Here is a 24,628-nt window from a genome sequence, read left to right as displayed (position 1 = left end):
ATGGCCGCTACCCCCGCGCCGCCGCGCGGCACCCCGACCGGGCAGACCGGCCAGCCTGGTGCTGCCGGTGCTGCCGCTTCATGGGAATCCGGCTTCGACGCGCTGCGCCGGCAGGACCCCGACATCGCCGGGGTCGTCCTGGGCGAGCTGGACCGTGTCAGGGGCGGGCTGCAACTGATCGCCGCGGAGAACTTCACCTCCCGGGCCGTGCTCGCTGCCCTCGCCTCGCCGCTGGCCAACAAGTACGCCGAGGGCTACCCCGGGGCCCGCTTCCACGGCGGGTGCGAGCTGGTCGATGTGGCCGAGCGGATCGCCATCGACCGGGCGAAGGCCCTGTTCGGCGCGGAGCACGCCAATGTGCAGCCGCACTCGGGCTCCTCGGCGGTGCTCGCCGCGTACGCCGCGCTGCTGCGGCCCGGCGACACGGTCCTGGCGATGGCGCTGGCGCACGGCGGACACCTCACCCATGGCTCCCCGGCCAACTTCTCCGGCCGCTGGTTCGACTTCATCGGCTACGGCGTCGACCCGCACACCGGCCTGATCGACTACGACCAGCTCCGCGACCTGGCGCGGGCCCACCGCCCCAAGGCGATCGTCTGCGGCTCGATCACCTACCCCCGCCACCTGGACTACGCGGCCTTCCGGGAGATCGCCGACGAGGTCGGCGCGTATCTGATCGCGGACGCCGCCCACCCCATCGGCCTGGTGGCCGGGAAGGCGGCGCCCAACCCGGTGCCGTACGCCGATGTGGTGTGCGCGACCACGCACAAGGTGCTGCGCGGACCCCGCGGCGGGATGATGCTGTGCGGCGCGGACCTCGCCGAACGGGTCGACCGCGCGGTCTTCCCCTTCACGCAGGGCGGCGCGCAGATGCACACCGTCGCCGCCAAGGCCGTCGCGTTCGGCGAGGCCGCGCAGCCCGCGTTCACCGTGTACGCCCACCGGGTCGTCGCCAACGCCCACGTGCTGGCCGACGCCCTGGTCGCCGAGGGCGTCCCGGTGACCACCGGCGGCACCGACACCCATCTGATCACCGCCGACCCCGCCCCGCTGGGCCTGGACGGCCCCGCCGCCCGGGCCCGCTGCGCCGCGGCGGGCCTCGTGCTGGACAGCTGCGCCGTGGCGTCCGCGACCGAGCCGGGCGGCTGCGTCAAGGGCATCCGGCTGGGCACCGCGGCGGTGACCACGCAGGGGATGGGGACGGAGGAGATGGCGCACATCGCCGAGTTGCTGGTGGCGGCGCTGCGCGGGGAGCGGACGGTACGGGGGGAGGCGGCCGAATTGGCCGGGAGGTTCGCGCCGTATCCGGAGTGAACCTCCTACTCTCGTGTCCGGGCGTGGAGGCGGGTCAGCAGGGGGAACTCATAGCGCCCCGTCGAGTCGGGCCCGGTGAGCAGCTGGTGGTCGACGAGGCCGTCGATCAGGTCTTCGGCGGACGCGGGCGTACAGCCGAGCGTGGCGGCGGCGGTGCCGATGGTGAACGCATCAGTGGAGTCGGTGAGCAGCCTGAGGGCTCGCTCGAGGGGCTCCTCCAGCGAGTCGAGGTGGGTATCGAGGCGGGAGCGTACGTCGAGGTCGCCGTGGGTGAGCTCGGACAGCCGGCGGTCCTCGTCGTGAAGCCGCCGGACCATGCGCGCGAGGGACCAGTGGGGACGTGCGACCAGCCGCTGGCCCACGATCCTGATGGCGAGCGGCAGATGGCCGCACAGCTCGGCGATCTCCTCGGCCCGGCCGGGCTCGGCGTGGGCGCGGCCCTCTCCCACGATCCTGATGAGCAGCCTGACGGCCTGTTCGGTGGTGAACAGCGGCAGCGGGACATGGCGGGCACCGGTCACACCGAAGAGCGGCACCCGGCTGCTGAACAGCAGCGCGCTGCTGAATCCACCGGGCAGCAGGGGCTGTATCTGCTCCTCGTGGGCAACGTTGTCGACGACCACCAGGACCCGGCGCTCCGCCAGCAGGCTGCGGTAGCAGGAACTGCGCTCGGTCAGCCCCCGGGGGATGTCCCGCTCCGGCATGCCCAGGACCTTGAGGAAGCGCTCCAGTATCGCCGCTGTCCGGGCGGTGCCGGAGGGCTCGTTCCGTATATCCGCGTAGAGCGTTCCGTCGACGTAGTGGAACCGGCTGGAATTCGCCACCCGCACCGCAAGGGTGGACTTCCCCGCGCCGGGCGGACCGCAGAGTGCGGCGACCGGTGAGGGCCCGAACGAGCCGGTGTGCGCGTCGCCTTGGGTGAGATGGAGCAGGACCGGGTGGTGTTCGTCCCGGCCCACGAGATCGGGGGTGTCCGGGGGCAGTTCGTAGGGCCGCTCCAGCTCCGGACCCGGTCCCGGTACGTGGTCCGCCGCGGGCACGCCGTTCCCCGCCGGGGTGACGCCCCGGAGCACCGCCAACTGCGCGGCCCGAAGCTCCGCTCCCGGCTCGATGCCGAAGTCGTTGCGGAGGGCCCGGTCCAGCCTGCTGAAGAGGGCGAGAGCCTCCACCTGCTGTCCGGCGCCGGCCAGGGCGACCATCAGCGGGGCGTGGAGCCCCTCGTGTAAGGGGTGGTGCCGCACGATCGGTTGCAGTTGGTCGATCGCCTGCTCGTAGTGGCCCGAGGTGACGGCGAGGTGGCTGAAGCGCAGCGCCGAGGAGATCTGCTGCCGGCCGCATTCCACGGCGAGCGGATGCTCCCGCAGGCGCGGCGAGAACCCTTCGAGCACCAGACCCGACCACAGTTGCAGGGACTCCCGCAGCAGCCGCACCTCGAGCGTGAGGTCGCCGCTGACCCGGGCGCGTTCGGACTTCTCCGTCAGTTCACGGAATCGCAGAAGGTCCAGACAACCGGCCTCGACGCGAAGTTCGTAACCGACGTTGCGGCGCACGATCGAGGGGGACCCGGTCTGCGGGTCCTGATGCTCCGTCAGCAATGCTCTGAGCCGTGAGACATAGGTGTGAATCAACTGGTGGAATGAGTTGGGCGGCTCTTCTCCCCACAGGACGTGAGCCATTTCTTCCTGGGATACGCTGCGGTTGGCGTGGAGTGCCAGCAATCCCAGGAGGCTCTGCTGCATCGGAGTACCCGCATTGAGCACGGCGCGGCCCCGGGTTGCGCTGAGGGGCCCCAGTACCCGCAATATCAGCCGGTCGTCGTGTCCGTATGCGATATCGCCCCCGGACGCACCCGCCGTACCGTGCTCAAGCAGCCGGGAATCCTGCAGCGTCGCGGCCAGGCGCTCCATGGACCGAAGCCGTGGCATGCGGACCCGGCCACTTTCGATCTCGCGAAGAGTTCGCAGGCTGACGCCGGATTTCTCGGCCACGGCGCGCTGGCTCAGCCGGGCCCGGTCCCTGGCATCCCTGACCACCTCGCCCAGGTGGCCGGGGCGACCGGGAATAGCTCTTTGTCCGTTTGCCACTAACTGCCCCGTTTCAACAATGGCCTTTCGGTCTCTGCTGTTAACGCAAAGCGAGCAGCCCGTTCGGGTGCGCCGCCAAGCGCATCTGCCGGACCCCGCACCGTAGACGCTGTCCGAGCTGACAGCGCTTGGTCGTTCCGTATTCCACATGCCGGAGTGGTGGCGGGGAAGAGGCAGGTCGCGCGTATAGGGCATGTCCAGTGTGCTGTTGAGTGGTGTCTGTAGCATCCCCTTTACGTGCGTGCTTCTCCGTGACAATACCTGCCGCAGATGGGTTCCGTACACATGAATGTCGAGCCGGATCCATCGCGGCATTGTTTGTGCCCGGGGTCATCTGCCGAGAAATTGCTTGCACGGGGGGCGATTGGGGCATGCTGATTCATGGGGGTAAGTCGAGGCTATTACTGATTGAACTGGATGATATGGGGCGCGCCGGGCTGCCCGCTTCGTTGGTTGCTTATGAGAAGCCGATTCGGGACATCGTCGAGTGGGCGTCCGGGTATCTGACCCAGCCGCACCCGGAGATAGGGCGAAGGGGGCATGTCTGTCCCTTCGTGAAATCCTCCATGAACAAGGGTCTGTTCTATCTGGCGGTGCAGCCCGGCGTGCCGGGCGACCTGCTGGAGGTGGCCGAGTCGCTGCGCGCGTACCGCGACTGGTTCATCGAGCTCGCCGCCGCGAACGGACCGGCCGCGCACTACACGACCATCCTGGTGCTGTTCCCGGAACTGCCGCCGGACCAGGTGTCCGGCGTCATCGACGGGGCGCAGGACCTGCTGAAGGCCGACTATGTCTCACACGGCCTGATGATCGGTGAGTTCCATGACGGACCGCCCGCGAAGCCCGGGCTGTGGAACCCCGACTTCCGCCCGCTGCGCAGCCCCGTCCCGCTGCTGGCGATGCGGCACATGGTCCCCACCGACTTTCCGTTCCTCAAGGACGATCCGGAATATCTGGCCCAGTACCTGGAGCGGTACGGCCGGGAACTCCCGCCCCAGGCGGCGAAGGACGCGGTCGAGGCCGCGCGCGAGTTCGGACTCGAAGCGCTCCTGGAGAGGAGTCCTGAATGAACTGCACCGACGACGAGGTCGCGGACAGGGTACGCAAGCTCATGGTCGATGTCCTGGATCTGCGGTTGAGCCCGGAGGAGATCACCCCCGATATCGCGCTCTACTCGCCGACCATTCAGCTCGATTCCCTGAACCTGCTGCAACTCCTGGTGGCGGTGGAGGAGGAGTTCGGCTGCCATATCGAGGACGAGGACGTCATGGAGGTGGACCTGGAGACCGTCGGCGACCTCCTCGATCTGGTGCTGGGGCAGGTGCGGACGGGCCAGGTGAGCGAAGGCCAGGCGCCCGGCCCCCGGACGGAGGGCGACGCGTGAAGGCGGCCCGCAACCGGTTCCTGCTGGACGAGAGCGATGTCCCCACGCACTGGTACAACATCCTCGCCGACCTCGACGTACCGGTGGCCCAGGTGCGCCGGGCTCGCGCCGACCAGCCGGCCGAGCCCGGCCGGCAGGCCCCCAACATCCCGCTGTCCATGTACCGGGGCAGCGTGGGCCGGGAGCGCTTCGTGGAGATCCCGGCCGAGGTGCGCGAGCGGTACCAGCGCTGGCGGCCCACGCCCCTGGTGCGCGCCCGCGGTCTCGAGGCCGCCCTGGAGACTCCCGCGCACATCTACTACAAGTACGAGGGCACCAACGCGGCCGGCAGCCACAAGCTCAACTCGGCGCTGGCCCAGGCGTACTTCTACAAGAAGGCCGGGGTGCGGCAGCTGACCACCGGCACCGGGGCCGGGCAGTGGGGCACCGCATTGGCGATGGCCTGCCAGTCCATGGGGCTGGACTGCACCGTCTTCATGGTCCGCTGCAGCTACGAGCAGAAGCCGTACCGCCGGGTCCTGATGGGGCTGAACGGCGCCCGGGTGATCCCCAGCCCCAGCCCCGACACCGAGGCCGGGCGCGAGGTGCTCGCCGCATCCCCGGACAGCGACGGCAGCCTGGCCATCGCCAACGCCGAGGCCCTGGAGCACGCCCGCCGGGTGGACGGTGGCCGGTTCGCGGTCGGCAGCGGCGAGAACCACGTCCTGCTGCACCAGACGGTCATCGGCGAGGAGGCGCTGCGCCAGATGGAGCTGGCGGGCGAGTTCCCCGACGTCGTCATCGCCTCGATGGGAGCGGGCAGCAACTTCGCCGGCCTCGCGTTCCCCTTCCACCGGGAACGGCTGCGCACCAAGGCCGCCACCCGGCTGGTCGCCGTGGAGCCCGACGCCTGCCCCAAGATGACCCGGGGCCGCTACGCCTGGGACTACAACGACGTCTCGGGCACCACGCCGATGACCAAGATGTACACCCTCGGGCACACCTTCGTCGCGCCCGGCCTCCATGCCGGCGGGCTGCGCTACCACGGCGCCGCGCCCCTGGTCAGCGCGTTGTACGAGCGCGGTCTCATGGAGGCCGTGGCCTACGGCCAGAACGCCGTGTTCGAGGCGGGCGCGCTGTTCGCCCGCACCGAGAACGTCGTACCGGCCCCCGAGTCCGCCCACGCGGTCCGCGCCGTGATCGACGAGGCGGTACGCGCCCGGCAGGAGCGCAGGTCCACGGTCATCCTGTGCAACATCAGCGGCCACGGGCTGCTCGACCTGTCCGCCTACGACCAGTACCTGGCGGGCGGGCTGGAGGACCACACCGTCTCCGATGACCGGATCGCCGCCTCGCTCGCCGCCCTGCCCGACGTCCTTCCCACCGGTGCGGCGTCCGGTGCGGCATCCGGTGCGACGTCATGAACTTCGACTGGACCGAGGAGCAGCGGGCCCTCGGCGAGCGCCTGTGCGACCTCGGCGAGAAGCTCGGCGAAGCGGTGGAGGAGCGGGAGCGGTCGCAGAGCCTGCAGCCGGGGGACTGGCAGCGGTGCGCGGAGGCCGGGGTCCTCGGCCTGCCCGTACCGAAGGAGTACGGCGGGCTCGGGCTGTCCCCGCTCGCTTGCGCCTACGCCATGGAGGGCCTGGGCCTCGGCTGCCGGGACAATGGGCTGATGCTCGCGCTCGGCGCCCATCTGTGGGCGGTCGAGCTGCCGCTCCGGGAGTTCGGCACCGCCGAGCAGAAGCGCCGCTATCTGCCCGCGCTCAGCGACGGCCGTCTGGTGGGGGCCCATGCGATCACCGAGGCCGACGCGGGGTCCGACGCCCTCGCACTGACCGCGCGCGCCCACCGCGACGGCGACGGCTATGTGCTCAGCGGCACCAAGCGCTTCGTCACCAACGCGCCCATCGCCGACGTCTTCATCGTCTACGCCACCGTGGACCCGGCCCTGGGCTTCACCGGGGTGACCGCCTTCCTGGTCGAGCGGGGCCAGGAGGGGCTGACGGTGGAGACCCGCTTCGAGAAGACCGGGCTGCGCACCGCGCCCTGGGGGGAGGTCACCCTCCAGGAGTGCCGGGTCCCGGCGGACCGGCGGCTGGGCGCCGAGAAGCAGGGCTCACGGATCCTGGCCCGGGCGATGGCCTGGGAGCGCTCCCTGATCCTGGCGCCGATGCTGGGCACCATGCGGCGGCAGATCGACGCCTGCGTCGGCCACGCCAGGAGCCGGGTCCAGTTCGGCCGGATCATCGGCCGCAACGACGCGGTCTCCCACCGCATCGTGGACATGCGGGTCCGGCTGGAGGAGGCCCGGCTGCTCACCTACCGGGCGGCCTGGGACCTTCAGGAGGGCACCACCTCCGTCTTCCCGGAGGCGGCCCAGTTACGGACCAGTGAAGCCGCCGTCCAGACCTTCCTGGACGCCATGCAGGTGTACGGCGGGCTCGGCTACACCACCGACACCGACGTCGAACGGAACCTCCGCGACGCCCTCGGCACCCGGATCTCCTCGGGCACCTCCGATATGCAACGCCGGGTGATCGCCGAGAAGATGGGGATCACGGCCCGGGCGCGCCGCACCGCGCCGGCCCGCGCGGCGGGGGGTGAGGGCGGTGGCGACGCTCGTTGACCTGCTCACCCGGACGGCGGCCGAGCGCCCCCTGGCCGAGGCGGTCCGCCACCGCGGGAGTTCGCTGGACTACGCCGGGCTCGAGCGGGCCGCCGGCGCCCTGGCCGCCACCCTGCGGGAGGCGGGGGTGGGCCCGGGGGACCGGGTGGGGCTGTGGACGGCCAAGTCGGCCGAGACCGTCGTCGCCGTCCACGCGGTGCTCATGTGCGGGGCCGCCTATGTGCCGATCGACCCGGCCGCGCCCGCGGCCCGCACGGCGTACATCCTCGCCGACTGCGCGGTGAGCTGCCTGATCACCGACAGCGCCAGGCTCGCCACGCTGACCGCCCTCGGCGCCCGGCAGCGGCCCGCGCCGGGGCCGGTGGTGCTGCTCGACGAACCGGCGCCGGACGCCCCCGCCGCGGTCACCGGCTGGCGGCGGGCGGTGGAACGGCCGCTGCCCGACGGCTTCGCGCCCACGCCCGTCGCCCCGGGAGATCTGGCCTATGTGCTGTACACCTCGGGCTCCACCGGAGTGCCCAAGGGGGTGATGCTCTCCCACCGCAACGCGCTGGCCTTCGTGGACTGGGCCGTCGCCGAGTTCGGGATCACAGCGCGGGACCGGCTGTCCTCGCACGCCCCGCTCCACTTCGACCTGTCCGTCTTCGACGTCTTCGCGGCGGCGGCCGCCGGAGCCTGCCTGGTGCTGGTCCCCGAGCACCACAAGGCCCTCGGGGTGGCGCTGAACCGGCTGGTGGCCGAGGAGAGCATCACCGTCTGGTACTCGGTACCGGGCGCCCTGGTGCGGATGCTGGACGCCAAGAACCGCCAGGAGCTGAGCTCTTCGGGGCTGCGCAGAGTCCTGTTCGCCGGCGAGGAGTTCCCCGTCAAGCATCTGCGGCGGCTGCGCGCGGCACTGCCGGACGCCGAGCTGTACAACCTCTACGGCCCCACCGAGACCAACGTCTGCACCTACCACCGGGTCACCGACGCCGACCTCGCCCCCGGGTGCACCGCACCCCCGCCCATCGGCCGCCCCTGCCCGTACGCGACCACCCGGCTGATCGACGCCGACGGCCGGGCCGTGCCGCCGACGCCGGGCGCCGAGGGCGAACTGGTCGTCGAGGGCGACTCGGTGATGCTCGGCTACTGGGGCGCCGCCGACCCGGCGGCGCCGCCCGCGCGCGCCCACGGCACCGGTGACCTGGTGCGCCACGAGGGCGAGCACGGCTACCGCTTCGTCGGCCGCCGCGACCACATGGTCAAGGTCCGCGGCTACCGGATCGAACCGGCCGAGATCGAGGCCGCGCTGCTGGCCCTGCCCGAGGTCCACGAGGCGGTGTGCGTCGCGGCCCCCGACGGCGACGACCCCGGCGCCGGGGTCCGGCTGGAGACCTATGTGGTGCCCGTCGCCGGGGAACAGCCGGACGAGGCGCGGCTGCGCCGCCACTGCCTGGAGACGCTGCCCCGCTATATGGTCCCGGCCCGCTTCCGGTTCGTCACCGACCTGTGCCGCACCTCGACGGGCAAGGCCGATCGCCGTGCGCTGGCCGCCGCGGCGGCACGGGACGAGGAGGTGCCGTGCCCGTCGAGGTCGTGACGCGGCGGTGGCCCAGCACGGCACTGGGCCGGAGCAAACGCGTGAACATCGTGCTGCCCGACGGGTACGCGGACCGCGGCCCGGGGCATCCGGTGCTGTATCTGCTGCACGGCTACGGCGGCGGCCGGGACACCTGGCTGCTGCGCACCGGCCTGGTGGAGCTGGTGCGCGACAGCCGGCTGATCGTGGTGCTGCCGGAGAGCGGGCGTCGGTGGTTCATCAACGACCACGCCGGGCTCCGCTACGAGGACTACCTCGTCCAGGACCTCGTACCGGCCGTGGACGCCGGGTTCAACACCCGCGCCGACCGCTCGTCGCGCGCCGTCGGCGGCTTCTCCATGGGAGGGGCCGCCGCGCTGTTCCTGACCCTGCGGCACCCCTCGGTGTTCGGTGCCGCGGTGTCCCACGCGGGCGCCTTCGAGGCGCCGCTGCGGCGTGGCGACCCCTATGCCGCGCACCGTGCCGACCCCGGCTTCGTGATGCCCACCGAGGCGAGCCACCAGCGGGTCTGGGGGCCGCCGGGGAGCGCCACCCGCCTGCTGTACGACCCGTACCGGCTCATCGGCCGGCCGCCCGCCGGCCCGCGGTCCCCGCTCCACCTGGACGTGGGGACCGGGGACTACGACCGCGTCATCCGGATGAACCGCCGGACGCGCGACGCCCTGCGGAGCGGGGGCTGGAGCCCGGAGTACCACGAGCGGCCGGGCGGTCATGACATGGACTTCGTGAACAGCGCGCTGCCCGCCGCCATGGCCTTCGTGGCGCGCCATCTCACGGGGGCGAACGCGAACGGGGTGTCCTTCGTATGATCACTGCCGAAGAATCCATACGGCGCGTCGAGCGGTATTACGACCTGGTGGACCGGGACGATATTCCGGGCCTGGTGTCGCTGTTCACGGCGGATGCCGTGTACGAACGCCCCGGTTATCCGCCGATGCGCGGGACGGGGGATCTGGAGCGCTTTTACCACGACGACCGCGTCATCGTTTCCGGAAAACACTTCCTGCGCGATGTGGTGGCCGAGCCGGACCGGGTCGCGGTGCACGGAGATTTCGAAGGACTGCTGAAGGACGGGAAGTCCGTGCGGGTGCGTTTCGCTGATTTCTTCCAGCTCGGCGAGGACGGGCGCTTCTCCCGGCGGGACACCTTCTTCTTCACCCCGCTGGTGTGAGCCCGGATCACCCAGCGGCAGAAATCCGTACAGGACCCGTCCAGTCGGGTGGCGAAGGGCCTGGTTAGGGTCCTGCATCGAGGAATAGCGGGGAGTCATGGACGGATCTCAGGCTTTCGCCGGCGGTAAGGCCGACCGGGAAGCCGGCGGGGAACACACATCGCTTCCGCTGACCGGTGCGCAGGCGGGCGTGTGGTTCGCCCAGCGGGTCGAACCCGACAGCCCCATCTTCCGGGCGGCGGAATGTGTGGAGATCCACGGCCCGGTCGACCCCGGCGTGTTCGAGCGGGCCCTGGGCCAGGTGGTCGCCGAGGCGGACTCCCTGCACATCAGGTTCCTGGACACCGAGGACGGGCCCCGGCAGGTCCTGGGGTGCGAACCCCGGTGGCGGCTGCGGGTCATGGACGTCTCGGCGGAGCCCGACCCCCGGCGCGCCGCCGAGGAGTGGATGGGCCGGGACCTGCGCAAGAGGATCGACCTCACCGGGCCCTCGCTGTTCACCTACGCCCTGTTCCAGGCCGCCCCCGACCACTGGTTCTGGTACTACGCCTACCACCACATCCTGTTGGACGGCGTGGCCACCTCCCTGCTCGTCCGCCGGGTCGCGCATGTGTACAGCGCGCTCGCGGCCGGCACCGAGCCGGACCCCACCCCCTTCGAACCCGTCCGCACCCTGCTCGCCGCCGACTTCGCCTACCGCGACTCGGAAACCTTCCGCGCGGACCGGGAGTTCTGGCGGGAGGCGTACGCCGACCTGCCCGATCCCGTCGCCCTGTCCCCGCGCCCGCTACGCCCCACCGCGGACTTCATCCGCCGCGGCGCCTGGCTGCCCGAGGAGATACGGCGCGACCTGGCCGGGGCGGCCGAGCGCGCCGGGGTCTCCCGGTCCCGGATCGTGGTCGCCGCCACGGCGGCCTATACGCACCGGATGACCGGAACCACGGATGTGGTGCTGGGCCTGCCGGTCCCCGCCCGCCCCGAGGGGCCCTCCCGCAACGTCCCCGGCCTCGCGGCCAATGTGCTGCCGCTGCGGGTGGCGGTCACCCCCGACACCACCGTCGGCGATCTGCTGCAGCGCACCCGCACGGCGCTGCGCGGGCTGCTCGCCCACCAGCGCTACCGGGGCGAGCAGCTGCGCCGGGACCTCGGTCTGCCCAACGACCACCGCAGGTTCTTCGGGCCGCTGCTCAACGTCGTGCCGTTCGACTACGAGCTGAGCTTCGCGGGCAGCCCCGCCGAGACGCACAACATGTCGCAGCGCCTCATCGAGGACCTGGCGATCTCGGTGTACGACCGGAACGGCGGCAGCCGGATCCGGGTGGACTTCGACGCCCATCCCGAGCTGTACGGCCCCGCCGAACTCGCCCGGCACCAGGACCGCTATATGGGGTTCGTCGGACGGTTCGTCCGGGCCCTGAACGAGCCGGGGACGCGGCTGGCCCGGGTGGCGCTGCTCGACGACGAGGAACTCTGCGCCGCCCTTGTCCCGCCGGACCGGGCCGCGGCGCGCCCGGCATCCGGCCCCACGCTGCCCGGTCTGTTCGAGGAGCGGGTCCGCAGCGCGCCGGAGGCCGCCGCCGTCGAGTACGAGGACACCTCCCTCGGCTACGCGGAGCTGAACCGGCGGGCCAACCGCCTTGCCCGGCTGCTCGCCGCACGGGGCGTGGGCCCCGAGGACCGGGTCGCGCTGCTGCTGCCCCGCTCGGTGGACCTGGTGACCGCGGCGCTCGCGGTGCTCAAGGCGGGCGCCGCCTATGTGCCGGTCGACCCCGGCTACCCGGCCGAGCGCGTCGCCCACCTCCTGAACGACGCCGCGCCCGTATGCGTCCTGGCCCACGCCGCCACCGCCCACCCGGCCTCCGGCGCGGGCCGCTCGCCGCTGCTGCTGGACGCGCCCGCCACCGCGCACCTCCTGGCGGATCTGCCGGACGGCGACCTGACCGACGCCGAGCGCACCGCGCCGCTGACCGCGGACCGGCCCGCGTACGTCATCTACACCTCGGGCTCCACCGGGCGGCCCAAGGGCGTGGTCGTCACCCACAGCGGCATCGCCCCCCTGGCGGCCGCCCAGGCCGAGAGGCTGGGGGTGGGCGCCGACAGCCGGGTGCTGCAGTTCGCCTCGCCCGGCTTCGACGCGGCGGCCTGGGAGCTCGTCATGGCCCTGTGCTCGGGCGCGCGGCTGGTGGTCGCCCCCGCGGACCGGCTGCTGCCCGGCGCCGGGCTCACCGAGGTCATCGCACGGCACGGCGTCACCCATGCGACCCTGCCGCCGGCCGTCCTGTCCGCGCTGGACCCCCGGGACCTCGGCTCGGTCACCACCCTGGTGTCCGCCGGTGAGGCGCTGGGCGAGGACCTGGTGGCCCGCTGGGCGCCGGGCCGCCGGTTCGTCAACGCGTACGGCCCGACGGAGACCACGGTCTGCGCGACCATGTCCGACGCGCTGCGCCCGGACGACCCGCCCGGCATCGGCACATCCGTCGGCGATTCCCGGGTGTATGTGCTCGACAGCGGGCTCGCCCCGGCGCCGCCCGGGGTCCCCGGCGAGCTGTACGTGGCCGGCGCCGGCGTCGCCCGGGGGTATCTGGGGCGGTACGCGCTGACGGCCGAACGCTTCGTCGCCAACCCCTACGGATTCCCCGGCGAGCGCATGTACCGCACCGGCGACCTGGTGCGGCGGCGCCCGGACGGGGCGCTGGAGTTCCTCGGCCGCGCCGACGACCAGGTCAAGATCCGCGGCTATCGGGTCGAGCCCGGCGAGGCCGAGGCCGCCCTGCTGAGGCTGCCCGCTGTCGGCCGGGCCGCCGTGGTGGTGCGCCGGGACGCGCGCGGCGAGGCGTCCCTCGCCGCGTACCTGGTCCCCGCCGCCGGGGCGGAGCCGGAACCCGCCGCGCTGCGCGAGGCGCTGGAGCGGGAGCTGCCCGGCTATCTGGTGCCCGCCACCTTCACGGCCCTCGACGCGCTGCCGGTCACCCCCCACGGCAAGGTCGACCACAAGGCCCTGCCGGACCCCGCGGGCGCCCCGGAACGGTCCCACACCCCGCCCCGCACCGAGCGGGAGCGGACGCTGTGCCGGTTCTTCGCCGAGGTGCTCGACGTCGAGACCGTCGGCATCGACGACGACTTCTTCCACCTCGGGGGGCACTCCCTGCTGGCCGCCCGGCTGACCCAGCGGATCCGCTCCGGGCTGGGGACCGAGTGCGGGATCGACGTGCTCTTCCGCGCCCCCACCGTGCGCGGGCTCGCCGGGGAGCTGGACGCCGCCGAGCCCGCCGACTCCGCCCGCCCCGGGCCGACCCCGATACCCCGCGACGGCGACCTGGAACTCTCCTTCGCCCAGCAGGGGCTGTGGTTCCTCCACCGGCTGGAGGGCCCCAGCGCCGCGTACCACATTCCGCTGGTCCTCACCCTCGACGGCGACCTCGACGCGGACGCCCTGGCCGAGGCTCTCGGCGACCTCACCGACCGCCATGAGCCGCTGCGCACCGTCTACCCGGACCGCGCGGGCGTGCCCGTCCAGCGCGTCCTGCCGTCCGGCGGCCCGGCCCGCCCCGCGCCGGCCACCGTGGTCCGCGCCGAGACGCGGCTGCGCGAGGAACTGGCCGCGGCCGTGGCCCGCCCGTTCGACCTGGCCGTCGAGCCGCCGCTGCGGACCCGGCTGTTCCGGCTCGATGCGCGACGGCACGTCCTGCTGCTGCTGGTGCACCACATCGCGGCCGACGCGGAGTCCTACGGCCCGCTGCTGCGCGACCTCGCGGTCGCTTACCGGGCCCGCCGGGCCGGGCACGCGCCCCGATTCCCGCCGCTGCCCGTGCAGTACGCCGACTACGCCGCCTGGCAGCGCCGCACGCTGGGCGACGCCGCCGACCCGGGGAGCGTCACGGCGCGGCAGACCGCCTTCTGGAAGGAGCGGCTGGCCGGTTTGCCCGCCCAGCTCGACCTGCCCTTCGACCGGCCCCACCCGCCCGGGGTCGCCACCGCCCCGGCCGCCCTGGTCACCCTCGGCCTTGACTCCTCGCTGCACCGCGGCATCACCGAGTTCGCCCGGGCCGGCGGCGCCAGCACCTTCATGGTGCTCCAGGCCGCCCTGGCTGCGCTGCTGAGCAGACTGGGAGCCGGGGAGGACATCGCGCTCGGCGTGCCCGTGGCCGGGCGCCCGCACGAGGCGCTGGAGGATCTGGTCGGGTTGTTCGTCAACACCCTGGTGCTGCGTACCGACACCTCGGGCGCCCCGACCTTCCGTGAGCTCGTCGCCCGGGTGCGCGAGGCGGACGTGGCCGCCTACGCCCACCAGGACCTGCCGTTCGAGCGGCTCGTGGAGGCGCTCAACCCGCCGCGCTCGGCGGGCCGGCACCCGCTGTTCCAGGTCATGTTGGCCATGGACAGCTCGCCCGCGACCCCGCCGGAGCTCGACGGGCTGGGGCTGGGGCTGCTCGAGGTCCCCGCGGGCACCGCCAAGTTCGACCTGTCGCTGAACGTCCGGGAGAACTTCACCCCCGAGGGGGAGCCGGACGGGATCCGGGTGGCGCTGGAGTACCGCGCCGACGTCTTCGAGGAGTCCACCGCCGGGGAGCTGCTGCGGCGCTACGGCCGCCTGCTGAGCGCCGTCATGGCCGACCCGGACGCGCGCGTCGCCACGGCCCGGATCCTCGCCGACGAGGAGCACCGCCGACTGCTGCGGGACTGGAACGACACCGCCGCGTCCGAGCCGCTGCGCGACGTCTGGGCCCGGGTCCGCGAACTGGCGGCGGAGCGGCCGGACGCCGTCGCGGTCACCGACGCCGACGGAGACCTCGGCTACCGCGAACTCGTCGCCCGGGCCGACCGGCTGGCCAGGCGGCTGAAGGCCTCGGGCGCGGGCCCCGACGCGGTGGTCGCCGTCCTGGCCGACCGGGGCCGCTGGGCGGTGACCGCGCTGCTGGGCGCGCTGGCGGCCGGGGCCGCGTATCTGCCGCTGGACACCGGCGCGCCGGTGGAGCGCTCCGCCGCCGCGCTGGCCGACGCCGGAGCGCGGTGGCTGCTGGCCGGACCGGGATACCGGGAGACGGCCGCAAAGGCGGCGGGCGGAACATCCGGCGAGACCTCCGGCGGGGTGGAGGTGCTGCCCCTCGGCCCGGCCGACGACGGCACCGGCGGCACCGACCGTGGTGGCGACTCCGGCCGTGGTGGCGACTCCGGCCACGGTGGCGAACCCGGGCCCGCGGCCGTACCGGAAGCGGGCCCGCCGCCCGCGGATCAGCTCGCCTACGTCCTGTTCACCTCCGGCTCCACCGGCCGGCCCAAGGGCGCGATGGTCCATCACCGGGGGATGAACAACCACCTGTCGGCCAAGGTGGCCGACCTCGGCCTCACCGCCGCCGACACGGTGGTCCAGAACGCCCCCCTGACCTTCGACATCTCCCTGTGGCAGATGCTCGCCCCGCTGGTCGTCGGCGGCCGGGCGCTCGCGGCCCCGCAGCGTCTCGCGGCCGACCCGTCGGGGCTGTTCCGGCGGACGGCCGACGAGGAGGTCACCGTCCTGGAGGTGGTGCCCTCACTGCTGCGCGCGGCGCTGGACGCCTGGGACGACGGCGAGCCCCTGCCCGCCCTCGCGTCCCTGAGGTGGCTGGTCGTCACCGGCGAGGAGCTGCCCGGCGAGCTGTGCCGCCGCTGGTTCGCCCGCTTCCCGGCGATCCCGGTCGTCAACGCCTACGGCCCCACCGAGTGCTCCGACGACGTCACCCACGCGGTCATCACCCGGGACCCCGGCCGCACCACCTCCCCGATCGGGCGGGCGATCCGCAACACCCGGCTGTATGTGCTCAGCGATGAACTCCAGCCGGTGCCGGTCGGTGTCGTCGGCGATCTGTACGTGGCGGGCGTCGGCGTCGGCCGCGGATATCTGGGCGACCCGGCCAAGACCGCGCACACGTTCGTCGCCGACCCCTTCGCCGACCCCTCCGCCGCGCCCGGCGGCCGGATGTACCGCACCGGCGACCGGGTGCGCTATCTGCCGGACGGGCAGTTGGAGTTCCTGGGCCGCCGCGACACCCAGATCAAGATCCGTGGTCGGCGGATCGAGCTGGGCGAGGTCGAGGCCGGGCTCCGGGACCTGCCCGGGGTGGCGGACGCGGTGGCCTCCGTGGTGCCGGGCCCCGGCGGCCAGCCCCGCCTCGTCGGGTACGTGGTGGGGGAGAGCCACGGGCGGCCGGACCCGCGCGCGGTGCGTGAGGCGCTCGCCGCCGTGCTGCCGGACCACCTGGTGCCGTCGGCCGTCGTCGCGCTGGACGCCGTCCCGCTGACGCCGAACGGCAAGGTGGACCGCAAGGCGCTGCCGGTGCCGGAGGCCCCCGGCACGGTGAGCCGGGAGCCGCGCACCCCGCGGGAGGAGATTCTGTGCTGGCTGTTCGCCGAGGCGCTGGGCCTGGAACGGGTCGGCGTCGACGCCGACTTCTTCGGCCTGGGCGGACACTCCCTGCTGGCAGCCCGTCTGGTGTCCCGGATCCGCTCGGCCCTTGGCGTGGAGGTCGAGGTCGCGGCGCTGTTCGAGGCGCCCACCGTCGCCGCGCTCGCCGGGCGCCTGGACGCCGCCGGGCCCGCCCGCCCGGGCCTGGCGCGCCAGGCTAGGCCCGAGGTGCTGCCGCTGTCGTACGTACAGCGCGGCATGTGGTTCATCAACCGGCTGGAGGCCGGCCGGGCCACGTACAACATCCCGGTGGTGGTCCGGCTGTCGGGCGAGCTCGACACCACCGCGCTGGAGACGGCGTTCGCCTCCGTGGCGGCCCGCCACGAGAGCCTGCGCACGGTGTTCCCCGAGGCCGACGGCGTCCCCCGGCAGGTCGTGCTCGACCCCGCCGACGCCGCGCCGGCCGTGTCCGTCGTGGACGCGGCGGGCGAGGACGACCAGGCTGTGGAAGCGCTGATCGCGGCCGCGGCGAGCACCGGATTCGACGTCGCCCACGAGCCGCCGCTGCGGGTGTCGCTGCTGGCTCTCGGCGCGCGCGAGCACATCCTGGTCGTCGTCGCGCACCACATCGCGAGCGACGGCTGGTCCGCCGCGCCGCTCGCCCGAGACCTGTCCACCGCGTACGAGGCGGCCCTGCGGGGCGAGGCCCCGGCCTGGGAGCCGCTGCCCGTGCAGTACGCCGACTACACCCTGTGGCAGCGGGCGCTGCTGGGAGAGGAGTCCGACCAAGACAGCGAGATCTCCCGCCAGTTCGCCTCCTGGAAGGACCGGCTTGCCGGGCTGCCGGACGAGCTGCGGCTGCCCACCGACCGGCCGCGGCCGACGGCGGCGGCCGGCCTGCGCGGCGGGGTGGTCCCGTTCCGGGTGAGCGCGGAGACGCACCGCGCGGTGGTGGGGCTGGCCCGGGCGAGTGCGACGACCCCGTTCATGGTGGTGCACGCGGCCCTTTCGGCGCTGCTCACCCGGCTCGGCGCGGGCACCGACATCCCGGTCGGCACCTCGGTGTTCGGCCGCGGCGACGACGCCCTGGAGGAGGTGGTCGGCTACTTCGTCAACTCGCTGGTGCTGCGAACGGACACCTCGGGCGACCCCACCTTCGGCGAGCTGCTGCGGCGCGTGCGGCGCACTGACATCGACGCCTTCGCCCACCAGGACCTGCCGTTCGAGCGGCTGGTCGCGGCGCTCAACCCCCGGCGAGTGCTGGGCCGTCACCCCCTGTTCCAGGTGAAGCTGCTGCTGCAGAACCTGGCCCGGCCCCGCTTCGCCCTCCCCGGCCTCGCGGCCGAGGTCCTGCCGTACGACCCCGACCTGGCCAAGCTGGATCTCCAGTTCAGCCTCTCCGAGCGCCATGACGACCAGGGCGACCCGGCCGGTATCGAGGCGTTCGTGGGCTACTCGGCCGAGCTGTTCGACCGGGAGACCGTGGAGGCGGTGGCCGCGCGGTTCGTACGGCTGCTGGAGGCGGTGGTGGCCGATCCGGACCGCCCGATCGGCGCGGTGGAGCTGCTGGACGCCGCCGAGCGGCAGCGGGTGCTGACCGAGCGCAACTCCACCGCGCACGAGGTGTCCGCCGCGTCGCTGCCGGAGCTGTTCCGGGCGCGGGTGGCGGCCGCCCCGGACGCGCCCGCGGTGGTGTGCGGCGCGGTGGAGCTGACCTACGGGCAGCTGGACGCCCGCGCGAACCGGCTGGCCCGTCTGCTGCTGGACCGGGGCGTCGGCGCCGGGTCCCTGGTGGCCCTGGCGCTGCCCCGTTCGGCGGACGCGGTGGTGGCGATGGTGGCGGTGCTCAAGACGGGCGCGATGTACCTACCGCTGGACCCGGACCAGCCGGGGGAGCGGACGGGGCTCGTGCTGGAGGACGCCCGGCCCGCGGTGGTGCTGTCCCTGACCGGGGTGGCGCCGGTCGGCGGCGCGGCCGAGGTGGTGGCGCTGGACGCGGCCGGGACCGTGGCGGCGCTGGCGGCGGCGAGCGACACCGATCCCCGGGTGGCGGTGTCCGCGCGGGACGCGGCGTATGTCGTCTACACCTCCGGTTCGACCGGCAGGCCCAAGGGCGTGGTGGTCGAGCACGGTTCGCTGGTGGACTACGCGGCGCGGTGCGTGGCCGCGTATCCGGGGCTGGCCGGCCGTACGCTGCTGCACTCCCCGCTGTCGTTCGACCTGGGGCTGACCGGGCTGTACGGGACGCTGCTGGCGGGCGGCTGCCTGCACGTGGCCGACCTGGACGAGCGGCTGTCGGTGCCGGGCGGGCTGACCTTCGCCAAGGTCACCCCCAGCCACCTGCCGATCCTTCAGGCGCTGCCCGACGCCTGCTCACCCACCGGGCAACTGGTCATCGGGGGCGAGGTGCTCACCGGCGCCCGGCTGACGGCGTGGCGGGCCCGGCACCCCGAGGTCGAGGTGGTCAACCACTACGGCCCGACCGAGGCCACCGTCGGCTGTCTGGACCACCGGATCCCGGCGGGGGCGGCGCTGCCCGACGGCCCGGTGCCGGTCGGCCGGCCGATGTGGAACACCCGGGCGTATGTGCTGGACGCCGGGTTGCGCCCGGTGCCGGACAACGTGGCCGGCGAGTTGTACATCGCGGGCACCGGCGTGGCCCGTGGCTATCTGAACCGGCCCGGCCTGACCGGGGAGCGGTTCGTCGCGGATCCCTTCGGGCCGCCCGGCTCCCGGATGTACCGCACCGGGGACCTCGCCCGCTGGACCGGCCCGGGCCTGCTGGAGTTCGTGGGCCGGGCCGACGACCAGGTCAAGGTGCGGGGATACCGGATCGAGCCGGGCGAGGTGGAGACGGCGGTCGCGTCGTTCCCCGGGGTGGACCGGGCCGTCGCCCTCGTCCGCGAGGACCGGGCGGACGACCGGCGGCTCGTCGCCTACGCCGTGCCCGCCACCGGGGCCGGCGCGGCTGTGGACCCGGCCGCGCTCGCCGCCTGGGTGGCCGCGCGGCTGCCCGACTACGCGCGGCCCGCGCTGGTCGTCCTGGACGCGCTGCCGCTCACCCCGAACGGCAAGGTGGACAAGGGCGCGCTGCCCGCGCCCGAGGTGCCGGTGACCGCCGGCCGGACGGCCCGTACCGCCCGGGAGGAGATCCTGTGCGGGCTGTTCGCCGAGGTGCTGGGGGTGGCCCGGGTCGGCGTCGACGACGACTTCTTCGACCTCGGCGGCCACTCGCTGCTCGCCACCCGGCTGGTGTCCCGCATCCGCGCCACCCTCGGCGTGGACGTGCCGCTGCGCGTCGTGTTCGAAGCCCCCACCGTCGAGGGGCTCGCACCGCGCCTCGACGGTGAGGCGCCCGCCCGGCCGCACCTGGCGGCCCGGCCGCGGCCCGAGACGGTCCCGCTGTCCTTCGCGCAGCGCCGGCTGTGGTTCATCAACCAGCTGGAAGGACCGAGCCCCACCTACAACATCCCGCTCGTGCTGCGGCTCACCGGGGACCTCGACCGCCCCGCCCTGCGCGCGGCCCTGCGCGATGTGTTCACCCGGCACGAGAGCCTGCGCACCGTTTTCCCCGCGATCGACGGCGTGCCCTTCCAGCGGGTCCTCGGCATCGAGGAAGGGATCCCCGGCCTGGAGGAGTCCGAGGTCGCCCCGCACGAGCTGGCGGACGCCATCGAGGCGACCGTCGTCTCCGGCTTCGACCTCGTCAGCCGGCCGCCGCTGAGGACCAGGCTGCTGGTCTGCGGCGACACCGCCGCGCTGGTGGTGGTCATGCACCACATCACCGGTGACGGCTGGTCGCACACCCCGCTGCTGCGCGACCTGTCGCGGGCGTACGCCGCGCGCCTGGGCGGCGAGGCCCCCGACTGGAAGCCGCTGCCGGTCCAGTACGCCGACTACACCCTCTGGCAGCGCGAACTCCTCGGCGACGACACCGACCCCGGCAGCGAGTTCTCCCGGCAGCTGCGCCACTGGTCCGCCGCGCTGGAGGGCCTGCCGGAGGAGCCGGCGTACCCCACCGACCGCCCTCGCCCCGAGGTCGCCAGCCACCGGGGCGACAGCGTGCCCGTGGCGCTCACCGCCGAGACGCACGCCGGTGTCGTGGCCCTCGCCAGGGCGAGCGGCGTCAGCGTCTTCATGGTGCTGCAGGCCGCTCTCGCCACGCTGCTGACGCGGCTGGGCGCGGGCACCGACATCCCGCTCGGCGCCCCCAGCGCGGGCCGCACCGACCACGCCCTCGACGAGCTGGTGGGTTTCTTCGTCAACACGCTGGTGCTGCGTACGGACACCTCGGGCGACCCCACCTTCCGCGAACTCCTGGCCCGGGTGCGGGAGACGGACCTGGCGGCCTACGACCACCAGGACCTGCCGTTCGAGCGGCTGGTCGAGGAGGTCAACCCGACGCGGTCGCTCGCCCGCCACCCGCTGTTCCAGGTGATGCTCATCCTGCACAACACGGGCCGGCTGGAGCTCGATCTGCCCGGTCTGCGCGGGCGGGTGGAAGGGGTTGAGGCCCCTGTGGCCCGGTTCGACATGTCGTTCAGCCTGACGGAGCACTACTCCAATGACGGCGCTGACGGCGCTGACGGCGCTGACGGCGCTGACGGCGCTGACGGCGCTGACGGCGCCGGCGCCGCCGCGGGCATCCGGGGACAGATCAGATACGCCGCGGACCTGTTCGACCGCGCCACCATGGAGGCCTGGGCGGCCAGGCTGGCCCGGCTGCTCACCGCCGCGGTCGCGGAGCCGGAGCGCCCGATCGGCGCGCTCCCGGTGCTGTCCGAGGAGGAGCTGCACGAGCTGCTGGTCGTCCGCAACGACACCGCGCACGCCCTGCCGGACGCCTCCCTGCCCGAGCTGTTCCGCCGGCAGGCGGCCCGTACCCCGCACGCCACCGCGCTGGTCCAGGGGGAGCTGCGGCTGACGTACGAGCAGCTCGACGCCCGCTCCGACGAGCTGTGTGCCGCGCTGCTGGCCCGGGGCGTCGGCTGGGAGGACCGGGTGGCGCTGCTGCTGGACAAGCGGGCCGACCACGTCGTGGCCGTGCTCGCCGTCGCCAAGGCGGGCGCCGTGTACGTACCGCTGGACGCGCGCAGCCCTGAGGCCCGGCTGCTGCAGATCCTGGCCGGCACCCAGGCCGTGGCCGTGATCGCGGACCGCCGGACCGCCCCGCGCGTCCCGCGCGGCCACGCCTCGCTCGTCCTGGCCGACGACCCGGCGCCGCCGCGTGGCGCCGCCGGCCCGGGACGCACCGCCCCGGCCGTGCCGCCCGGCGGCCTCGCGTACATCATCCACACCTCGGGCTCCACCGGCCGGCCCAAGGGCGTGGCGGTCTCCCACCGCAGCGTCGTCGACATGGTCCTCGACCGCTGGTGGGGGCACACCGCCGAGGACCGGATGTTGATGCACCTGCCCGTGTCGTTCGACGCCTCGACCTATGAGCTGTGGGGGCCGCTGCTGACGGGCGGCCGGATCGTCGCGTACGACGGCGAGGCCACCGACATCGCGTCCCTCGCCCGCGCCATGACCGAACACCGAGTCACCGTGGGTCTGTTCAGTGAGGGCGTCTTCCGGCTGCTCGCCGAGAACCACCTGGAAAGCTTCGACGGCCTGAAGGACATCTACGTCGGCGGTGACGCGGTGTCCTCCGTGGCCGCCCGCAAGGTCATGGACCGCGTCCCCGGGGCCCGGCTGACCAACACCTACGGGCCCACCGAGTGCACGCAGTGCGTCATCCACCACGAGCTGACCCGCGAGGACGTCGAGGGGGCGGGGCGCCGCGCGGCCATCCCCATCGGACGGCCCCTGGACAACACCCGGGTGTACGTCCTCGACGAGCGGCTGCGGCCCGTGCCGCCCGGCGTCACCGGCGAGCTGTACGTGGCCGGTGAGGGCGTGGCCCGCGGCTACCACGGGCGGCCGGGGCAGACCGCCGAGCGCTTCGTCGCCGACCCCTTCGGGCCCCCGTCCTCGCGCATGTACCGGACCGGCGACCGCGTCTGGTGGCGCCCCGATGGCACCCTGGCGTTCGCGGGCCGGGCCGACGCCCAGGTCAAGGTGCGGGGCTTCCGCATCGAGCTGGGGGAGGTGGAGTCCGCCGTCGCGTCCTTCCCCGGCGTGGCCCAGGCCGTCGTGGTCGTCCGCGAGGACCGGCCGGGGGACCGGCGGCTGGCCGCCTACGCCGTGCCGGCCGCCGGCACCGCCCTGGACACCGCCGCGCTGGCCGGCCATGTGGCCGAGCTGCTGCCGGACTACATGGTGCCCGCGGTGTTCGTGCCCATGGACGCCCTGCCGCTGGGGCGCAGCGGCAAGCTGGACCGCTCCGCGCTGCCCGTGCCCGACTACCCGGGCGGCGGTGGCCGGGCGCCGCGCGACGACCGGGAGCGGCTGCTGTGCGCGCTGTTCGCGGAGCTGCTCGGCGCCCCCGAGGTCTCCGTGGACGACAACTTCTTCCGGCTGGGCGGCGACAGCATCGTCTCCATCCAGCTGGTCAGCCGGGCGCGACAGGCCGGCCTGGTGATCACCCCGCGCGATGTGTTCCAGCACCAGACCCCCGCACAGCTCGCGCTGGTCGCCGCCGCGGCGGGCGAGGATCCGGCGGCGCACGCGCCCGACGACGGCACCGGCACCGTCCAGGCCACCCCGATCATGGAGTGGCTGAGGGAACTGGGCGGCCCGGTGGCCGCGTTCAACCAGTCCGTGCTGCTCCAGGTGGACCCGGGACTCACCCACGACGCGCTGGTCACCGCCGTGGGGGCGGTCCTCGACCGGCACGCCGTGCTGCGCGCCCGGCTCGACCGGTCGGGCGAGGGGCCCTGGCGGCTGGAAGTGCCCCCGGCCGGGGCGGTGGACGCGGCGGGCCGGGTGCGCCGGGTCGACATCGCGGACCGCCCGGAGGGGACGCTGGAGCCGGTGCTGGCCGAGCACGCCGAGGCCGCCCGCCGGGAACTGGCCCCGGACGCGGGCGTGATGCTCCAGGTGGTCTGGTTCGACGCCGGTGACCGAAGGCCCGGGCGGCTGCTGGTGATGGCCCACCACCTCGTGGTCGACGGGGTCTCGTGGCGCATCCTCCTCCCCGACCTGATGGGCTGCTGGCAGGACGCCGCGGCGGGGCTGGAGCCTGTGCGCACCTCGTTCCGCACCTGGGCGCGGGAACTGCACCGGCGGGCCGGGACCGAGGCCGTCGTGGCCGAACTCCCGCTGTGGCGGCGGATGACCGAGGCCCCCGACCCGCTGCTGTCCGACCGGCCGCTGGACCCGGCCGTGGACACCCACCGGACGCTGCGCCGCCACCGGGCCGTGCTGCCGCCCGAGCGCACCGCGCCCCTGCTGACCGCCGTACCCGACGCGGCGGGCACCGGAGCGGACGCGGTCCTGCTCACCGGATTCGCGCTCGCTCTGGCCGAGTGGCGGCGCCGCCGCGGCCGTGGCGGGGGCGGCCCGGTGCTGGTGGACCTGGAGGGCCACGGCCGGGGCGAGGGCGCGGAGGCCGAACTCTCCCGTACGGTCGGCTGGTTCACCGCCATGCACCCGCTGCGGGTCGACCCCGGCGTGGGCTGGGCGGAATTCCTCGCCGGGGGCCCGGCCGTCGGCGAGGCGCTGCGACGGGTCCGGGACCAGTCCCGCGCGCTGCCCGGCAAGGGCGTCGGATACGGCCTGCTGCGCCATCTGAACCCGAGGACCGCCGCCCTGCTGGCCGACGCCCCAGGCCCGCAGGTCGGGTTCAACTACCTGGGACGGGTCCGCCCCGACAACGGGCCGGGCGCGTGGAGCGCGGCCCCCGAGGACGTACGGGTGGCGCCCGCCGACCCCGGCATGCCCTTCGCCCACTCCCTGGAGCTCAACGTCATCACCCACGACCGGGCCGAGGGGCCCCGGCTGAACGTGGTCTGGTCGTGGCCCGCCGGGCTCTTCGAGGAGACCGCGGTCCAGGAGCTGAACGACCTGTGGTGCACCGCCCTCGACGCCCTGACGTCCTACGCCACGTCAGACGCCGCCACCGCCCGGTCCGAGGTGAACGGCGCCACTTTGACCGACCTCTCCCTGGTGGATCTGGACCCGGGCGAGCTCGACGAGCTCGGCGAGCTCGAAGCTGACTGGAGGAACTGA

The 24,628-nt window shown here is 73.9% G+C and carries 10 protein-coding genes and 1 pseudogene; 9 read left to right on the top strand and 2 right to left on the bottom strand.

The window, feature by feature from the left end; translation table 11 throughout:
• Entirely contained in the window at window positions 1–1,314 is a 1,314-nt protein-coding gene (glyA, locus tag PV419_RS07095; RefSeq protein WP_319686875.1) for a serine hydroxymethyltransferase, read from the top strand.
• Between the two features lie 5 nt (window positions 1,315–1,319).
• Here the strand turns inward: glyA and PV419_RS07090 are convergent, their stop codons facing one another.
• Together PV419_RS07090 and PV419_RS53200 are read right to left on the bottom strand one after the other, a co-directional pair.
• Window positions 1,320–3,053, bottom strand: a complete 1,734-nt coding sequence (locus PV419_RS07090) for a BTAD domain-containing putative transcriptional regulator (protein WP_319686874.1) — start codon at window positions 3,051–3,053, stop codon at window positions 1,320–1,322.
• A gap of 153 nt (window positions 3,054–3,206) precedes the next feature.
• Window positions 3,207–3,548: pseudogene (locus tag PV419_RS53200) on the bottom strand (helix-turn-helix domain-containing protein); the annotation flags it as partial.
• A 221-nt stretch (window positions 3,549–3,769) separates the two neighbouring features.
• On the opposite strand from PV419_RS53200, the gene PV419_RS07085 reads away from it, so the two are divergent.
• From PV419_RS07085 to PV419_RS07050, 8 genes are all read left to right on the top strand, one after another.
• Window positions 3,770–4,468 (top strand): DUF6875 domain-containing protein, encoded by a 699-nt coding sequence (locus PV419_RS07085; RefSeq protein ID WP_415925246.1) that lies wholly within the window; start codon window positions 3,770–3,772, stop codon window positions 4,466–4,468.
• On the top strand, window positions 4,465–4,782 hold the full coding sequence (locus PV419_RS07080) for a phosphopantetheine-binding protein (RefSeq protein WP_319686872.1): 318 nt from the start codon (window positions 4,465–4,467) through the stop codon (window positions 4,780–4,782). The genes PV419_RS07085 and PV419_RS07080 overlap by 4 nt, the downstream gene beginning before the upstream one ends.
• Complete coding sequence (locus PV419_RS07075; protein WP_319686871.1) at window positions 4,779–6,185, top strand: TrpB-like pyridoxal phosphate-dependent enzyme; 1,407 nt, start codon at window positions 4,779–4,781, stop codon at window positions 6,183–6,185. The genes PV419_RS07080 and PV419_RS07075 overlap by 4 nt, the downstream gene beginning before the upstream one ends.
• Window positions 6,182–7,387, top strand: a complete 1,206-nt coding sequence (locus PV419_RS07070) for an acyl-CoA dehydrogenase family protein (protein ID WP_319686870.1) — start codon at window positions 6,182–6,184, stop codon at window positions 7,385–7,387. Before PV419_RS07075 ends, PV419_RS07070 begins: the two co-directional genes overlap by 4 nt.
• Window positions 7,371–8,966 carry an amino acid adenylation domain-containing protein gene (locus PV419_RS07065; RefSeq protein ID WP_319686869.1) on the top strand — a complete coding sequence of 532 codons (1,596 nt, stop codon included), beginning with the start codon at window positions 7,371–7,373 and terminating at the stop codon, window positions 8,964–8,966. The genes PV419_RS07070 and PV419_RS07065 overlap by 17 nt, the downstream gene beginning before the upstream one ends.
• Window positions 8,948–9,775: an alpha/beta hydrolase family protein gene (locus PV419_RS07060; protein WP_319686868.1), complete on the top strand. Its 828-nt coding sequence runs from the start codon at window positions 8,948–8,950 to the stop codon at window positions 9,773–9,775. The genes PV419_RS07065 and PV419_RS07060 overlap by 19 nt, the downstream gene beginning before the upstream one ends.
• Window positions 9,772–10,137 (top strand): nuclear transport factor 2 family protein, encoded by a 366-nt coding sequence (locus PV419_RS07055; RefSeq protein ID WP_319686867.1) that lies wholly within the window; start codon window positions 9,772–9,774, stop codon window positions 10,135–10,137. Before PV419_RS07060 ends, PV419_RS07055 begins: the two co-directional genes overlap by 4 nt.
• Window positions 10,138–10,234: 97 nt before the next feature.
• Entirely contained in the window at window positions 10,235–24,628 is a 14,394-nt protein-coding gene (locus tag PV419_RS07050; protein WP_319686866.1) for a non-ribosomal peptide synthetase, read from the top strand.

The sequence above is a fragment of the Streptomyces sp. ME19-01-6 genome, from assembly GCF_033793745.1.
GTDB lineage: Bacteria > Actinomycetota > Actinomycetes > Streptomycetales > Streptomycetaceae > Streptomyces.
The sequence above is the reverse complement of the archived record's forward strand: the minus strand, read 5'-3'. Positions and strand labels throughout refer to the sequence as shown.

Coding starts and splice junctions, on each gene's coding strand:
- glyA (WP_319686875.1), top strand. CDS start 1: ATGGCCGCTACCCCCGCGCCGCCGCGCGGCACCCCGACCGGGCAGACC.
- PV419_RS07090 (WP_319686874.1), bottom strand. CDS start 3,053: ATGCAGCAGAGCCTCCTGGGATTGCTGGCACTCCACGCCAACCGCAGC.
- PV419_RS07085 (WP_415925246.1), top strand. CDS start 3,770: ATGCTGATTCATGGGGGTAAGTCGAGGCTATTACTGATTGAACTGGAT.
- PV419_RS07080 (WP_319686872.1), top strand. CDS start 4,465: ATGAACTGCACCGACGACGAGGTCGCGGACAGGGTACGCAAGCTCATG.
- PV419_RS07070 (WP_319686870.1), top strand. CDS start 6,182: ATGAACTTCGACTGGACCGAGGAGCAGCGGGCCCTCGGCGAGCGCCTG.
- PV419_RS07055 (WP_319686867.1), top strand. CDS start 9,772: ATGATCACTGCCGAAGAATCCATACGGCGCGTCGAGCGGTATTACGAC.
- PV419_RS07050 (WP_319686866.1), top strand. CDS start 10,235: ATGGACGGATCTCAGGCTTTCGCCGGCGGTAAGGCCGACCGGGAAGCC.